This is a genomic window from Candidatus Nitrosocosmicus franklandus (genome assembly GCF_900696045.1).
In the GTDB taxonomy this organism is placed as follows: domain Archaea; phylum Thermoproteota; class Nitrososphaeria; order Nitrososphaerales; family Nitrososphaeraceae; genus Nitrosocosmicus; species Nitrosocosmicus franklandus_A.
Map to the genome: position 1 here is coordinate 573,026 of NZ_LR216287.1, position 16,015 is coordinate 589,040.

12 protein-coding genes are annotated in these 16,015 nt (G+C 35.8%); 5 read left to right on the forward strand and 7 right to left on the reverse strand.

Going from position 1 to position 16,015, the window contains the following annotated elements; translation table 11 throughout:
* Nucleotides 1–61: 61 nt before the first annotated feature.
* The 3 genes from NFRAN_RS02580 (at nt 62) to topA (ending at nt 4,213) form a co-directional block, all read left to right on the forward strand.
* The gene (locus tag NFRAN_RS02580; protein ID WP_145987995.1) at nt 62–808 is read left to right on the forward strand and encodes a hypothetical protein; all 747 of its coding nucleotides are present in this window, start codon (nt 62–64) and stop codon (nt 806–808) included.
* 295 nt (nt 809–1,103) lie between these two features.
* On the forward strand, nt 1,104–1,712 hold the full coding sequence (locus tag NFRAN_RS02585; protein WP_134482946.1) for a hypothetical protein: 609 nt from the start codon (nt 1,104–1,106) through the stop codon (nt 1,710–1,712).
* An 89-nt stretch (nt 1,713–1,801) separates the two neighbouring features.
* Nucleotides 1,802–4,213: a DNA topoisomerase I gene (gene topA, locus NFRAN_RS02590; protein ID WP_269472330.1), complete on the forward strand. Its 2,412-nt coding sequence runs from the start codon at nt 1,802–1,804 to the stop codon at nt 4,211–4,213.
* A 135-nt stretch (nt 4,214–4,348) separates the two neighbouring features.
* On the opposite strand, the gene NFRAN_RS02595 is transcribed toward topA, so the two are convergent.
* A complete protein-coding gene (locus NFRAN_RS02595; RefSeq protein ID WP_134482948.1) occupies nt 4,349–4,942 on the reverse strand; it encodes a universal stress protein in 594 nt (197 codons plus the stop codon).
* A gap of 274 nt (nt 4,943–5,216) precedes the next feature.
* Here NFRAN_RS02595 and NFRAN_RS02600 point away from each other — a divergent pair, with 274 nt between their 5' ends.
* Complete coding sequence (locus tag NFRAN_RS02600) at nt 5,217–7,556, forward strand: aconitate hydratase (protein WP_134482949.1); 2,340 nt, start codon at nt 5,217–5,219, stop codon at nt 7,554–7,556.
* Between the two features lie 181 nt (nt 7,557–7,737).
* Here NFRAN_RS02600 and NFRAN_RS02605 read toward each other — a convergent pair whose 3' ends face one another.
* The 3 genes from NFRAN_RS02605 to msrA all read right to left on the reverse strand — a co-directional run bounded on the left by NFRAN_RS02605 (nt 7,738) and on the right by msrA (nt 9,717).
* Nucleotides 7,738–8,157, reverse strand: a complete 420-nt coding sequence (locus NFRAN_RS02605) for an ASCH domain-containing protein (RefSeq protein ID WP_134482950.1) — start codon at nt 8,155–8,157, stop codon at nt 7,738–7,740.
* Nucleotides 8,158–8,258: 101 nt separating this feature from the next.
* Nucleotides 8,259–9,074, reverse strand: coding sequence for an SIR2 family NAD-dependent protein deacylase (locus NFRAN_RS02610; protein WP_197731095.1), 816 nt, complete (start codon nt 9,072–9,074; stop codon nt 8,259–8,261).
* Between the two features lie 67 nt (nt 9,075–9,141).
* Complete coding sequence (msrA, locus tag NFRAN_RS02615) at nt 9,142–9,717, reverse strand: peptide-methionine (S)-S-oxide reductase MsrA (RefSeq protein WP_134485597.1); 576 nt, start codon at nt 9,715–9,717, stop codon at nt 9,142–9,144.
* 487 nt (nt 9,718–10,204) lie between these two features.
* Here msrA and NFRAN_RS02620 point away from each other — a divergent pair, with 487 nt between their 5' ends.
* Nucleotides 10,205–11,551, forward strand: a complete 1,347-nt coding sequence (locus NFRAN_RS02620; RefSeq protein ID WP_172602060.1) for a hypothetical protein — start codon at nt 10,205–10,207, stop codon at nt 11,549–11,551.
* A 254-nt stretch (nt 11,552–11,805) separates the two neighbouring features.
* Here NFRAN_RS02620 and NFRAN_RS02625 read toward each other — a convergent pair whose 3' ends face one another.
* The 3 genes from NFRAN_RS02625 to NFRAN_RS02635 form a co-directional block, all read right to left on the reverse strand.
* Nucleotides 11,806–12,702, reverse strand: coding sequence for a hypothetical protein (locus NFRAN_RS02625; RefSeq protein WP_134482952.1), 897 nt, complete (start codon nt 12,700–12,702; stop codon nt 11,806–11,808).
* A 243-nt stretch (nt 12,703–12,945) separates the two neighbouring features.
* Nucleotides 12,946–13,959, reverse strand: coding sequence for an LLM class flavin-dependent oxidoreductase (locus tag NFRAN_RS02630; RefSeq protein WP_172602061.1), 1,014 nt, complete (start codon nt 13,957–13,959; stop codon nt 12,946–12,948).
* A gap of 309 nt (nt 13,960–14,268) precedes the next feature.
* Entirely contained in the window at nt 14,269–15,774 is a 1,506-nt protein-coding gene (locus NFRAN_RS02635; RefSeq protein WP_197731096.1) for an NAD-dependent succinate-semialdehyde dehydrogenase, read from the reverse strand.
* Between the last annotated feature and the right edge of the window lie 241 nt (nt 15,775–16,015).

Sequence of the window (16,015 nt, forward strand, 5' to 3'; positions counted from 1 at the left end):
GATATTTCAACGAAATCAACTCGATATGAATCCTTATATGGTGTAGAGACTTAAGAAACATATGAAAATAACAAGGATATTTTTGTCACATAAAGTCCTTACTTCGAGTTTAATTACAATTATTGCCATTTGCATGTATTTTGGCAATAATGCCTTTGCCACTTTAGAAAATTCAACAAACGCTCCAAGGTTAATTCTCAAAGATGAGAAGCTCTTCGACCTAACATACGGAGAATGGATTGCCAAGTGGTGGCAGTGGTACATAAATTTTCCTAAAGAAAAGCATCCATCACTATACTATTTAGAGAGCGAATGTGGCAAGAACCAAACTGGACCGGTTTGGTTTTTACCCGATTACGTGGCTAGTGGTACAATAGCAGCTAGTGAAATTGTAGAGAGAACCTGTTACATACCTAGTGGCAAATATGTTCTAATGGGGATAAATACTGGAATGTATTGGAGTGATACAAATGAAACTGATGACAGAATAATAAGTCAAGGTAGAGAAGGGCAGGAAAATGCCTTCATATTTGTGGAAATTAATGATACAAAAATTGATGTACAAAACAATAGACAAGATACTGGAATTTTTAATGTATTTGTGCCATCAAATAACAAGTATACAGGACCTTCTTATCCGGCAGGTATTTATCCAGCCTACGCAGATGGATATTTTATTTTTTATGGTCCATTAAAACCTGGATATTATGAGGTTTTTTGGGACTACGCAGCTGGAAAAACACAAGTGTTTGGCGCTTCACCTGTTGAAACCAAAGCCAAAGTACTGTATCATTTAATTGTTGAATGAGGCATAAACATTACTAAATGAAAAGTCTTAAAAGCAACCATTGCAATCAACATAAATATGATTAAACTAGGTTATCTATTATATGGATTGATTGTAGGAAAGATGCACCTCGTTTCACGATATAAACAAATGCCTGGAGGACACAACTGACATTTTTGAGATTTAATTATTCAAAATTTTATTCATGTTGCTTTTTTATTTTAGTATGCAAAATTAGTACCATTGAAAGAACTTACGTGGATAGAATCAATACGATTAAGATAATGCAAATATAATTCGCTTTTGAAATATAGTTATGTATAATGCAGAAGTATTGATATACCCTTCAAATTCGTTCCCTATGGGCAAAAGTTTCAACGATTGGTGTATATTGTGGTGGAAGTGGCTTTTAACTATTGAAAAATCAAACAATCCTGCTTACGACATGACAGGAAAAAAAGCTTATATTAATCAAAGTGATCCAGATGTTTTTTTCCTTTGTCAGACTTTTGAAAAATCCCGAATTTTTCCTCATAGAAGGATAGAAATACTTCATAAAAAGAAGATATTTTTACCAATATTGAACTGGATATCGTTCAGAGACGAGGAAAATCAGTCAGAGGAAACCTTAAAGTCGGAAGCAGCTGATAAAATGAACAAAATCGGAATGCTTGAATTTTATGTTAATGGAAAACCGGTAAGAGATAGGCTACCTGAATTTAGAGTGAGAACTCCATTATTTGAGGTAAACCTACCAAATGATAACATATTAGGTGTCAAACAGGGTTTAACAACAGTTGTCAGTGATGGTTACTGGTTATTCCTGGAGTCAAATCTAAATAAAATAAACATTAGCTCGTTGGGCTCTTGTTCAAGCGGAATAACGGAGATAGGTGTGAATTATCAAATTATTTTCACAGATTAATAGATAAAACCAACTATCAGTACTTTTCAAAGAAAATGATTTATTAGTTACCCGTATAGATTTTCTATATTCAAAAGATTACTTTAGTAATATGTGAAAAACCATCGGCAGCAAGGAGAATTGCCGAATCTTTGAGCATTGTTGGTCCAAAAAGTAAGTTATCATCGATTAATACCGTTCAGGTTAAAAATTTATCCCAATCAAAAGGTGTTTTAGACAATGATATTTTTTTTAATGTCAATGTAGATTCGAATCAAAAGTACATTATTTGTTATGCTCTAGGACATCTTTATGGACTATCAGATACAAAAGGAAGCGAACAAGAATTTCCGATTCTCTACCCTTCATGGCAAGCGTTAAGTTGGTCAAGAAATCAAAGCATTAAATCAAAAAGCCTTACTTATAAAATAAAAAGAATCATAGATGAACTTTCCAAGTTATCAAAAGTAGCCACAAATTTTATTCATGCATGTGACTATGACCAAGAAGGTGAAGTCATAGGCTACAACATCCTTCAATATGCTTGCAAAAACAAATATTCAGTTTCAAAACGAGCAAAATTCTCATCACTCACAGATGAAGAAATAAGAAATTCATTCAGTAATCTGCTACCTCCGAATCATAATCTAAAGGATGCAGGATTATCAAGGCACCTGATAGATTATATCTATGGCATCAATCTTTCAAGAGCGCTCACAAATTCAGTTAAAAGAAAATCAAATGAAAAAAACACAAAGAAATTTATCACTCTTTCGATCGGAAGGGTGCAGGGCCCTACCCTTGCCTTCGTAGTAGAAAGAGAAAAAGAAATTTTAGATCATATTTCGACCCCTTATTGGAATATACTGGCAGTTTTTCAAAAAAATGATCGAACACTGAAAGCATACTACTTTCCACAGAAAATAGAATCTAAGGATCTGGCTCTGAGTATTGTAGCTGAATGCAAGAATCAACTAGGCAAAGTTACCGATGTATTAACCAACAAGACAGCGATAAAACAACCCTATCCTTTCAATATAGGAGATCTACAGAAAGAGGCATACAGAGTTTTTAAATTCTCTCCAAATTACACACTTTCCGTAGCAGAGAAATTGTATCTGGATGCGTTAATCTCGTATCCCAGAACTTCTAGTCAAAAACTTCCACCATCAATAAACTATACGAAAATTATTTCAAACATTTCAAAAATGGCTGGAGGCTTGAAACAAGATCCCTATGTTGAAAAAACTGAAAACAAAAACGTATTATGTTATTCCGTTATTGTCTCAAATCTTTTGGCTCAAAAATCGTTAATCCCTAATGAAGGAAAACAAGACGATCCAGCTCATCCAGCTATATATCCAACGGGACAAAAGTCCAAAAGAGTATTAGATGAATCTGAATCAAAGTTACTCGACCTCATAGTAAGAAGATTTTTTGCTACTTTTGGAAAAGAAGCATTCTATCAACAAGTTTCCGTTACCATCGCTATAAAAGATAAATACATATTCAAATCAGAGGAAAAGAAAATAATTTCCGAAGGCTGGATAGAATTTTATCGCCCCTATTTTGATTATTCTGGTTATGTAACAACAGATACGCTCTCTTTTTTGAAAAAAGACGATATCCTTAAAATAGTAAACATAGAATCAATAGAGAAAACTACACAACCTCCTCCCAGATTCAATCAATCAACATTATTACAAAAAATGGAAAGAGAAAAAATTGGAACAAAAGCAACACGTTCAGAAATAATAAATACTCTTTTCAAAAGAAACTATATTTATAATTTTAGTACCGCCAATGACTCAAAAAGTAATCGATATGCACCCCCCCTCAAAAAAAATACTGCTACCTGGAGTGAAATGAAAGCTGATAAAAAACCAGCGATAATTACTCCTTCAGAGTCGATACAGAACGTCAGACTTCAAAATGATCCGATTAGGATTAAAGGTTCGTCAGGCATAAGACCCACTGAAATGGGCATCGCCCTGGTAGAATCCATGAAAAAATATGTTCCAAACATTGTCTCTACTAGTTTGACAAGGACCATGGAAGAACAACTGGAACAGATTGAATCAGGTAAAAAACCTAGTTCCTCAGTTGTCGATCAAGCCCGTGAACAGGTAAGAGAAGCAGTTAAATCTTTTTCAGACAACGAAGACCACATTGCTGAAGAGATCTCCCAGTCTCTTCAAAAAGACAGAAGAATGGAATCCATTTCAAATAAATCTCGAACAACCGTTTCCCTAGGAGCCTGTCCAGTATGCCAAAAGGGAAAGCTAATAGTAAAAAAATCAACAAAGACAAGAAAAAGATTTGCAGGTTGTACGAACTATTCATCAAGCAATTGCACAGCAACAGCTCCACTGCCTTCAACAGGTGCACTAAGGGGTTTGAAAAAAATTTGCAATGAATGCAAATGGCCCATAGTGGCTTCGACGGGTACTAATCAAGGTAAAAGGTATCGTTGGCAATTTTGTATAAATCCTCAATGTCCTCTGAAAAAAACCAAAAAGTAAATATTTGTATAGAAAGTGAACTTTACCTAAAATTCTCTTAAACAGGTCGACATCGACTAATTTATTATTGTAGTGATTGCTGTTGTTTTTATTTATAATCGCATCAGTACAAGCATAACAAGATGTACCTGAATTCTACCTTACAACAAGTACAGGACAGTGAGCATACTTTAAAACTTCGCTTGCAGTACTTCCTACAAGCATTTTTTTCAGGCCCGTTCTTCCCCTACTTCCAATTACAAGTAAATCAACATTTTTAGATTCTGCATAATTAACTATTGTTGAAGCAGCAGAGGTTTCAGCTTCTACAATAGCTGTCTCAAATTTATGATCTGCGTTTTTAGTTTCTTTTAACAAAGATTGAGATGAATCAAAATGATCCCCCTGTATGGTGTTATTATTTGTATCAACATAGTTATCTTCAGTTTCTGTAGAGTTGTCTTCTGTCGAGAGATACTTGTCTTTGAGTGATTTCATTAATTTATCAAATTCTTCCTTTTCTTTTTGAAATTTTTCGGAGCCAAAAGTGGGAGCAAGGATAATTGAGGATAGCAAATATGGATACTTGTAACTATCCAAGACATGCAGAATAATTAATGAAGAATTATACTTTTTGCCAATGTCCATAGCACTCTCAACGGCATCTAATGAGGGTTTTGAACCATCGAAGGCAACCAAGATTTTAGAAAACACTAGGGCTTTGTTTAAGTTAAATGTAATTTTAACCATGTGTTGAAAAAATGTCTTTTCGGGTAAAAGAAGCCCAATTGAAACCGGCCTTTGAGTACATCATTACAAGGAAAGGTTTGAAATATTATAACATAAACATAACACAAATTAACCAGAAGAAAGCCTCCTGCCCTATCCCATTTAATTCTCTTTTGTATCTTCCACCACTATACCACCTATACCACCACACCCTCATCCTTCCTTCTTACTTCCCCAATCACCGGTTACATTAGCGATAAATACCGGACCTGCGAATCAATATACGTAATTTATCATGACCACTGCTCAGATCACCCCCCAACAAAGAGGGAAGACGACAACCCCCGATTTGGTTTCTAAAACTTATGAGAAATTAAAACAAAACATTATAAAGTTCAAAAAAATCTCAGAGAGACCTCTTACACTATGTGAGAAAATTTTGATAGGTCATTTGGACGAGTCTGTTGACCTTACTGAGTTCAATCAGCTAACCCCCGGAAACGGGTATATTCTTTTGAATCCAGATAGAGTAGCCCTTCAAGATGTAACTGGTCAGACCACAATTCTCCAGTTTATGCAATCAGGTATAAGACAGGTGAAGGTACCAACTACTGTACACTGCGATCACTTGATCCAGGCAAGGGTTGGCAGCGAATCAGATACCAAAGCAGCAATTTATGAAAATAATGAAGTTTATCAATTTTTAGAATCTGCATCCAGAAAATACGGTATTGGATTTTGGAAACCAGGTGCTGGAATTATTCACCAAGTGGTTCTGGAAAACTATGCATTTCCTGGTGGCCTTATGATTGGCACCGACTCACACACACCAAATGCAGGAGGATTAGGAATGCTTGCAATAGGAGTTGGGGGTTTGGATGCTGCAGAGGTAATGGCAGGCTTACCATGGGAAGTTTTGTATCCAAAGAGAATAGGAGTGTACCTTACGGGCAAATTAAGTGGATGGGCTTCACCCAAAGACATCATCCTGTATGTAGCCTCCAAACTCACGGTATCAGGTGGAACAAACGCTATTATAGAGTATTTTGGACCAGGGGCCCGAAATGTAAGCTGTACAGGAAAGGCAACGATTACAAATATGGGTGCAGAAATAGGTGCAACATGTTCAGTTTTTTCATATGATAGCAAGATGGAAGAATATCTTAAAGCGACCGGACGTACCTCCCTGGCAGAGTTGGCCAACAAAAACAGAGATTTACTAGTACAGGATTTGATACTAGAAGAAGAAATAGCCCAAAACAGAGAAAACGCAAGCAAATACTTTGATCAGCTTATTGAAATCAATTTGGATGAGCTTGAACCGTACATAGTCGGGCCCCATACTCCTGATCTCGCTAGACCCATCTCGAAGATGGCTGAAGACTTGCACGAAAATAACTATCTTGATAACATCTCAGTGGCATTGATTGGAAGTTGCACCAACTCCTCATATGAAGACATGTCCAGAGCTGCAGACATTGCCAAACAAGCAGTAGAAAAAGGAATCAAGACCAAATCCCCACTTCAAGTTACCCCCGGCTCTGAAATGATAAGAGAGACTATAGAAAGAGACGGACAAATTCAGTTGCTTAGAGAGATTGGCGCCAATGTTTTGGCCAATGCGTGTGGTCCCTGCATAGGCCAATGGAGCCGACCCGAATTAAAAAAGGGAGAACCAAATACAATTGTAACCTCCTACAACAGAAACTTTCCGGGAAGAAATGATGGCCGTAGGGAGACGATGAACTTTATCGGTAGTCCAGAACTTGTAATTGCTTTAGCACTTGGAGGAAGACTTTCCTTTAACCCCTTAAAGGATGAACTTGTCGCAAAGGATGGCACAAAATTTAGATTAAATCCACCAAAGGTTGCCCCAGAAGTGCCCCCTTCCGGTTTCAAAGATACTGTAAACATATATGTTCCCCCATCTGAGGAACCCGACAAAGTAGTAGTTAAGATAGAGAGTAACAGCCAAAGGCTGCAACTACTCCAACCCTTTCCTGAGTGGGATGGTAACGACTTTAGTAGGCTACCGGTTTTAGCCAAGGTAAAAGGAAAGTGTACAACCGACCACATTTCACCAGCAGGACCTTGGTTGATGTATAGAGGACACCTAGATAGATTAAGCGATAACCTGTTGCTTGGGGCAGTGAATTCATTTAGAGATGACCAGGTGGGCAAGGGATTGAATCTTCTAAATAATAACGTTGAAACTTTTGCCCATATTGCCAGAGAGTACAAAAAAAATGGAATGCGTTGGATAATTATTGGAGATAAAAATTACGGAGAAGGAAGCAGCCGAGAACACGCTGCAATGACACCTAGATATCTTGGATGTGCAGCTGTTATTGCAAAGAGTTTTGCCAGAATTCATGAAACAAATCTCAAGAAACAAGGTATTCTTGCATTAACGTTTATAGATCAATCAGATTACGACAAAATCAGAGAAGATGATAGGATCAGCATACTCGATTTGCAAGACCTTCGTCCCAAAGGAGTAGTAACCGCAATTCTATATCATAGCGATGGTTCTGAAGAACAAATTCAACTAGTTCATTCATACAATGATGCTCAGTTAAGATGGTTTAGAGCGGGATCTGCTCTAAATATTTTGCGCGCAAAAGAAAGGACATGACTGCAAACAAATGCAGCAGCCTCTTAACCATCATAACAATCTAACTGCGAATAGATAGGAGTAAGAGTGAGGATATTTAACAAATTAAAAGTCAACACCTTTTTCCAATCTTTTGCAGAAAGCAATTTAGCAGTTTGAATGTTGTGCTCGTTCCCTTCAAAAAATAAGTTAGTTTCTTTGTTTATAATTGAACTTCAAACATCCCTAGTTTACCAGAGTATGGTACCGGATAGTCAAACAGCACTGCATCTTTGATCAAAAATCCACATCTTCTTTTGAATACATTAGAAAACGGATTCATATTTTCAACAGATAGATGTTTATCCCTATCTTTATCAAACTCATCAAAGGCGTGGTAAGTCTTGACACCATACAAGACCGCTGCTCCAATTATGGCACCTTTTATTAGCAATTTCTCATTGATCTTAAGAACAGAACAAGCTTCTTTGTTTAGGTTTTTTGAAGCGTGAATTAGAAATTTACCCCTATACCTTGTATTCCACTTGCGTATCTCAATAGTTTTCTTCCCACTAGCTAATAGATAGGCATAAGGTTGCTTTAGGGACAAACATTTCAATGCGTTAGATATATTCTCAGCCATTCTCAAATAATATTATGTTGTTTGGGCAATTTGAAATTGATTATATGGTATGATACATCTACCGATATATTATAGTTACAGAAATAAGCAAAATTTCCCACTTATAACATCTTATCAGAATGACTATCCATACCAAATATTTTTGGAAGAACATTATTAGCACTGGCCCTGACAGAGAAATCCATTAAATGAGACATTTCACTTTTGTTAGGATTAATTTCAATTACCGTAGCGTTACCTTTCATCGCATAATAGGGCAACATATTTGCAGGAGAGACACTTAAGGATGATCCTACAACAAACATTACATCACAATCGGAAGACAACTGAATTGCCTGTTGCCATGCTAATGTTGGTAACGGTTCTTCAAAAAGTACCACATTTGGTTTTAATATTTTATCACATCTTTCGCAGAGGGGAACATCTTTCCCATCAAATTCTTTGAAAAACGTCTCATGATTATACTGTTTTACTGTTCCACAGTATAAGCAAACTAATCCAAAAATATTCCCATGGAGCTCTATTACATTAGAAGATCCGGCTCTTTGGTGCAGACTATCGATATTTTGCGTAAGAACCCAACAATTATCAAGCTTACTCTTTTCAACTGATGCTATTGTTATGTGAGCTTCGTTGAATTTAGCATCACAAATTAATCTCTGTCTGGAATAAAAGAAATCCCACACTAATCGAGGATCTGATTTAAAGGCCGTAAGGGATGCCAGCTTTGTAGGATCATATTTATTCCATAAACCATCTTTATCTCTAAAAGTTGGAATACCACTTTCTTTAGAAATCCCCGCTCCGGTAAAAAAAACAATATTAGTGGCTTGCCTTACGATCTCTTGGATCTGTACTACTAAATTGTTTATATTTACTGGATCATACATGGTTTTTCCTACATCCAATGCAATCATATAATATTTGATAGTTCTTAAATACACCTGGCTAGTCCGTGCTAGAATACAAGATTATCCAAAATTGTTAATGTCTTAGATACTCATGCTTTAATTTGGTTGAAAACTTTGTCAATAGTTTATTGACCTTGGGATCTATTACATAGTTGCAGTATGGAGCTGACCTATTATTGTCATAGTAATCTTTATGATAATCTTCAGCTTGATAGAAATTGCTAAAAGTTGTAATTTCAGTTACTATAGGATTAGCGTATATACCCTTTTTGTCAAGATCGCTTTTAATCTTGTATGCTATATCTTTTTGTCGCTCCGAATGATAAAATATGACGGATCTATACTGGGTGCCCACATCATTACCTTGACGATTCAAAGTTGTTGGATCATGTGTATAAAAAAATATTTCCAAGATTTGTTCAAGTGATATAATATTTGGATCAAATTGTACTTGAACTGCTTCAGCATGTCCGGTTGTTCCTGAACAAACCTGCTCATAGGTTGGATTATTTACTGACCCGCCAGCGTATCCCGGAACAGCGGAAACTACACCCTTTATCCTCTTGAAGACAGCCTCCGTGCACCAAAAACATCCACTAGCTAGTGTAACAACTTCCAAGTCCCCTGAAATTTCTGCAGAGTTGCTCATAACTATTGAACAAACTCTCACCTTATTAGATTTACTTGTAGCCGAATAAGGCGAAAGACTCTTTCCAAATAGATGTACAAAACAAGACACAGCACAGCATCATCCCAAAAGACAAAGTGTTGATCTTGTCTAAAACAAGAGATAAAAAATCTCTGACCTTTTTCAAAATTATTCAAACTAAAATGCAAAATGATATGTGTGCTGCAGAATAAATATTGTTACCATGTATAGATAAGGGAATAAATTCTTGTTCTATAATAATATCATCACTTATTTTCTATTCGATTATATATCATAATTTTTTAGTAACAAATATAAGTGAAATAGTAACGGTGTTTGTCAAAGTTGTTCGAACTATATTTTTTTACAATATAAATGTTATTTTTCTTTTTGTCTATTCGTTTATATTGGATTACCAACAAGTATAATAAAAAAATTGGCTTTCCATCATACGGATTTATCGATACTTACCTCTGTAATCGTTTTAGTGTTCCTATCCGCCATCCTTAGTTCATTAGAATTTCCAATATGGCTAAATATATCAACTGCCCAAACAGCCAACCAATTAATCGGAAAGAATTTTGTGTTGCTTAATACCTCCAATACGGAGGAATGTCCAGAATTTTACGGAAGTGTCAACAAAAATATTAATCAATCAAATCAGAGTCACAGTAGTGACAACATCATCTTGAATGATAATAATACCACTACCAGTATTGGGACTAATAATGATACCATAACAAGTTTTTGCCCTTTCCTCAAAGTGGTGTATCCATTTGATTGTTCAACCGAACAATATAAGATCGAAGAAATTATGTGTAGATCCCCTGGATCAGAAATTGATGGGTTTGATGATGGCAAGCAATGCTCAAAAGATCCATCAGAATTGTCCGATATTAAAGAAGAAGAAATTAAGGAAAAAGACGAGTCAGAAATCCTGTCCAACTCCTGTAGTCCACCAGATAGCGAAAATGCAAGTAGCAACCCAAGAATCTACGATCCGCGAACCGAGGATGTATTAGACAAAGAGATTTTCGATAAAGAAGGGTATTTGATAGTAGACACTAAATTTGATAAAGAATTTTCTTATGAACTTGGGGATCCATTAAATCCAAACAAAACTCTTGGAATTAATTTGGACCTTGCCGAGCATTCGCAAGGTAACCTTAACAACATCAATTCTCCTAGAATAGAGATTGCAAGAAAAAACCTTGATGGAACGCTTGATATGAACGCCGCAAAAAACCAAATGATCGTGTGGAAAGGAGATATCTTGAATTATTTTGAGAAACCAGAGAAAAAATATGAAAATGAAACCTATATTGAAATAATGTTTAATACAGGACATCACAATTCCGATGCATCGGATGCTGAAAAGAGAGGAATAGGAGTTCTCTTTGATGTTTCTAATGATAGCAATCCATATATTCTGGACTACCGCGACAACGGAAAGTATGTCAAATTGACTATGAACGATGTTAAAAATTTATCAGGAGCAGATTTTATTTTCCACTCCAATGACAACCAAAGCGACAGTTATTATATAAACGATTTAATTAACAAGACTAACGTCACTTTAAAGGTAAAAACATTTCTAACAGGAGAAAATAATAGAGTCATTCAGACATTTATTGATCCAGGAACTGGTTCAGAAACGCTTTATTGGACATTAAACAATGTGTCAAAGCTGCAAGGCTATGAAGATATAGACGATAAAGATGCCTTTCTACAGACAATAAACCAAGGGTCAGGGCATACCTATGTACGCACGGATAATATTGAGACTCGTCTTGCCTCTTTACAATCCATAATCATTGATCCTAATAACGTCTAATTTAATTTTCGAATCATATAAAAGAAGACAAGAAGAGGTAGAGTGATAGGAAAATAATAATTGACTAATTAGAAAAAGTAATAGATTGTATTTTTTATCTCTTTTGATATAATCTTGTGAATAAATTAGATCTCAACAAATACCTGTCAAGATATTATTTATTAAATTCATCTCAAACATCACATACACAGATATGTTCGCATCTTTCTAAAAAAATATAGTTATAAACAAGAAGTGAGATAAAAACCCACCCATTATTTTTCCAACTGAGTTATCTTCTTTGAGACTGCATCTATTGTATATGTTACTGTAAACGGTTCACCGGAAGTTTTGTGAAATACCAAGGCATTTCCTGCAAAATCCAAAGTTCCTGAGCTTATTCCCGTTCCGTTTAATTCTATTGGAACATCTACTAGATGCCTGAGATGAGTTATAGCAATACTCTTATTTCCAGGCAATACAGAGTAATATGGTTCGCCGTGCAAAGCTTCAGGTTTTTCTTGTGGAGCATATGTATGCAAAACCTCAACTTCAATGGGTTTACTTGCGGTAAAGGTAACAGTTCCTGTCCATATGTAACCGTCGTTTCTTAAAGGCAGAGCAAAAACCACCTCATGAGTAGGTTGGCCCGGATGTCTAACAGGAGCCGGAGCAGACATGGATGTATTTTGTATAACTACTTCTTTGAGGCCCAGTAACGGTGACAGAGTAGAATTTTGAATTTTAGATTGAAGGGGTGAGGAGGAGGAGGAGGAGGAGGAGGAATTTGATACATAATAATTATCACTATCAGATGATTTTTCTCTTACAATTTTATTAATTTGATCTACAAAACTAGAAAAAGATTGTAGTGATAGATTCCGAATATTTGTATCAAAGTTAGAAGACGTAGCAGATGTTTCGTTAGTATTTGAAATACCCGTCATATTTTCTGCCCCTATAATATCATTTTCAATGGCTCCTTTTGTTACACCGTCAATCATATTCGAATAGTTTTGTGCAAAAGCTCCAGGTATAACCATAAACCCCATAAAGATGGAAAAGCCAAACATAATCAAAATCACGCCTAGTTTTAGGTTTGAAACTACCTCTTTATCAGACAACTTTAGGGTGGAAAGTATCTTTTTGTTATCTTCCTCATTAGAACACATATCGTAGATATTATCGATACTTTCCAGATAAAAAATGTTTTCTGTTTATGGCAAAGTATGATCGAATAGATCCGAGATAAATTAGAGAGCTTTGGTATCCCAAAAAAGGAAATATTTACTATTGCGCTTTTGATCCATAATAATAACAATAAATTATGACACTTCAGAGTAGAGGAAGTTTGGTGAGATAATAAATAGATAGTGACAAATCAGACGAACATGACATACGACAATTGAATCGTATCACTTGACAGATTTCATGAATAGTTCAATTGACTCGACGTCAAAAGGATCTTGAAATGCTAATAAAAACTGTTCAACACCCAGATCAACATATTTTGAAACCAAGGAATGAATTTCATCACAAATTCCTATTAGCCCTCTCCCCAATATCTGATTATACGCTTCAGTTCCTCTTTCCTTTTCAAGGACTGCTTTCTTTTTTTGCAACTCTTTTTCTGATTCAGCTATTAATACTTCTAGTTCTATAGATTTCTTTGGATGAGGTCCTGATGCGTTTTTAAAGACAGATGATACAGTATTTCCTGTTGTTTGAAACACCTTATGGAATTTTAAGTTCATAGAAGAGAACTGAGTTGGTGACATGTAAGAGGATTCCCAGATATCAGAATACTTTGCTGCTATTTGCAACATTCTTTTACTTTTGGCTGCAATTGTAATGGGGATGTCCAGAATAGGTTTGGTCATTATAGCTCCATTTGTCTTAAAATATTCTCCGTCATGATAAACAGGATTTCCATAATCCCCGTTCTTCTTGTCATTTGATCTGGCAAAACCTGAAGAGGAACCATTACTTTTGTCAATGGAATCTGTTTTTCCTATTAATTTTCGAAATAGGCTAATACCTTCCTCTAACATAGTAAGGCGTACACCAGCGTTAGGATAATTAATGCCGTAAGGATTCCACCAAGAAATAGAATATTTTGAAGCAGCGCCTGCACCAGTCCTAAACTCAAGTCGACCAGCTGATATATCTTGAAACGTGATGGACTGTTTAGCAAGTAATGCCAAACTTCTGTATTCAGGATTAATATACGTAATGACTGGTCCAAGTTTAATGATTTTTGTCAATGAAATTAACGAAGATATAACTGTCCAACAGTCAAAGTCTAGGTTTGTTAAGGACTCACCATAAAAAAAACCATAATACCCTAATTTTTCTGCCAAAAGGCATGTATCTCTTATTCTATGATATTCTCCTCCCCAACACTCAAGACAATATCTTGGTTTATTCAATAATAAAATCAAGTGATAAGATATTTTTTAAGTAATCCACAAACAGCTATCTAAGAAAAATTGAATTAGTAGGATTGATAGAGTTTCCAGTAATATCTTTAATCGCAATACTTGTCAATATAAAGCAATAACTTACTAGATGATTTTAGTAGTATCTAGATCTATTCTCTAGTTATAAGAGGAGAGATAATAACGACAATCTGCGTTTTTTATTGCTTCTCATTATTTTTGCAAAATGCATCTATCATGTTATTTTTTACTTCAAAAACGTAAAGGCAGTTTTTTAATGACTACAAATACCACTACCTTCTACTCTACATAGTGCTGATGAACCAATTGATCATAAAATCTTATTGATTTGATATTGACGAATTCAAACATGCCGTGCTTGGATAGTTCACGCCCAAATCCACTATTTTTGATCCCACCAAATGGAACTCTAGGATCTGATATCACAACATTATTGACAGTTACGATTCCTGCTTGAAGTAACTTTGAATACTTTTCTGCCTTGTTCAGATTTTGAGTCCACACACTTGCACCTAAACCAAATTGCGTATCGTTTGCAATTTCAATTGCCGCTTGCTCATCCTCAACAACTATTACAGGGGCAACCGGACCAAAAGTCTCTTCTCTTGCCACTTCCATTTTAGGAGTAACGTTTTTGAGTATAGTAGGTTTGTAAAAGTAGCCTTTGTTCAAGCTAGAGCCATTACCACCATCCTCTCCAACTTTTTGTCCCTTATTGCCGAGTCTCTGACCGCCAGTAACCAGCTCCGCGCCTTCTTTAATTGCTCTTTTTACCATTTCGTCAATATTTTCAACAGCGGCTTGATTAACCAATGGACCTATATCGGTTTCCTCAGACAAAGGGTTACCTATTTTAAGTCTCTCTGTCTTTTCAATGAATTTTTCCAAAAATTGATTAGCAATGTTTTTAACAACTATAAATCGCTTAGAAGCGATACAACTTTGACCACAATTAATAAACCTACCTTTAACTGCCCCACTTGATGCCTTATCAATATCGGCATCTTCGCATACTATAAAGGGGTCACTACCTCCTAACTCTAATACAATCTTCTTCAATCTTGACGTCGCATGCTGAGCCACTTTAGCTCCTACAGGTACGCTCCCAGTAAAAGTAACAGCACTTACATCCTCAGAATCGATCAAATATCCTGCCTCGGCTCCGCTGGCAACGACTGTTTTGAATACAAAATCTGGTAAACCAATTTTCTCAAATATTCTTTCTATTTCCAATCCACACTGCATAGTAACGCTTGATGGCTTTAAGATAATGGTATTGCCTGCTATCAATGACGGGGCAGCAAATCTCAAAGCCTGCCAGTATGGAAAATTCCAAGGCATTAAGCTTGCAATTACTCCCAACGGTTCGAATGTAACTATTGATTTTCTTGCATCTGTATTAATAACTTCGTCATGTAGAAAGACCCCACCGTTATCGGCAAAATACTCTACAGCCCAAGCACATTTATCTATCTCGGACCTGGCCTCTTTAATGGTTTTCCCCATTTCCATGGTGGCTACCTTTGCAAGTTCATCTCGCTCCTTTTTGAGCTCATTTGCAAAAGCGTATAGATATCCGGTTCTTCTCCCATAGTCTTTTCTCCATTCTTTAAAGGCTTTCTTAGATTTCCTTGCGACATCAAAAACCTCTTCCCTGGTTATGACACTGTATTCATTGATTACCTCTTCAGTATAGGGATTAACTGTCCTTATTTTTTTTGATGGATTATAATTACCATCATGATTATTTTTTATTCTACTTGAAGAAACACTAGAAGAACTCAAGTGATGCTCGACATCCTCCTGTATAAAATTAGCAACCTAACTTTAATTTTGATATTGTATGAGAATTAAACTTTACTAAAGATGGTGGTCATGGTTAGATAGATAGAGACCCTGAACGCTCAAATTCACTCTCCATACTTGCATTTTCAAAAGGAATGTTGAATGATTTCATTTGTTTCAATCTAAAGTAAATAAGGGTAGATTGTAGATAACTAACGGTATTTTGAATGATCGATTGGTC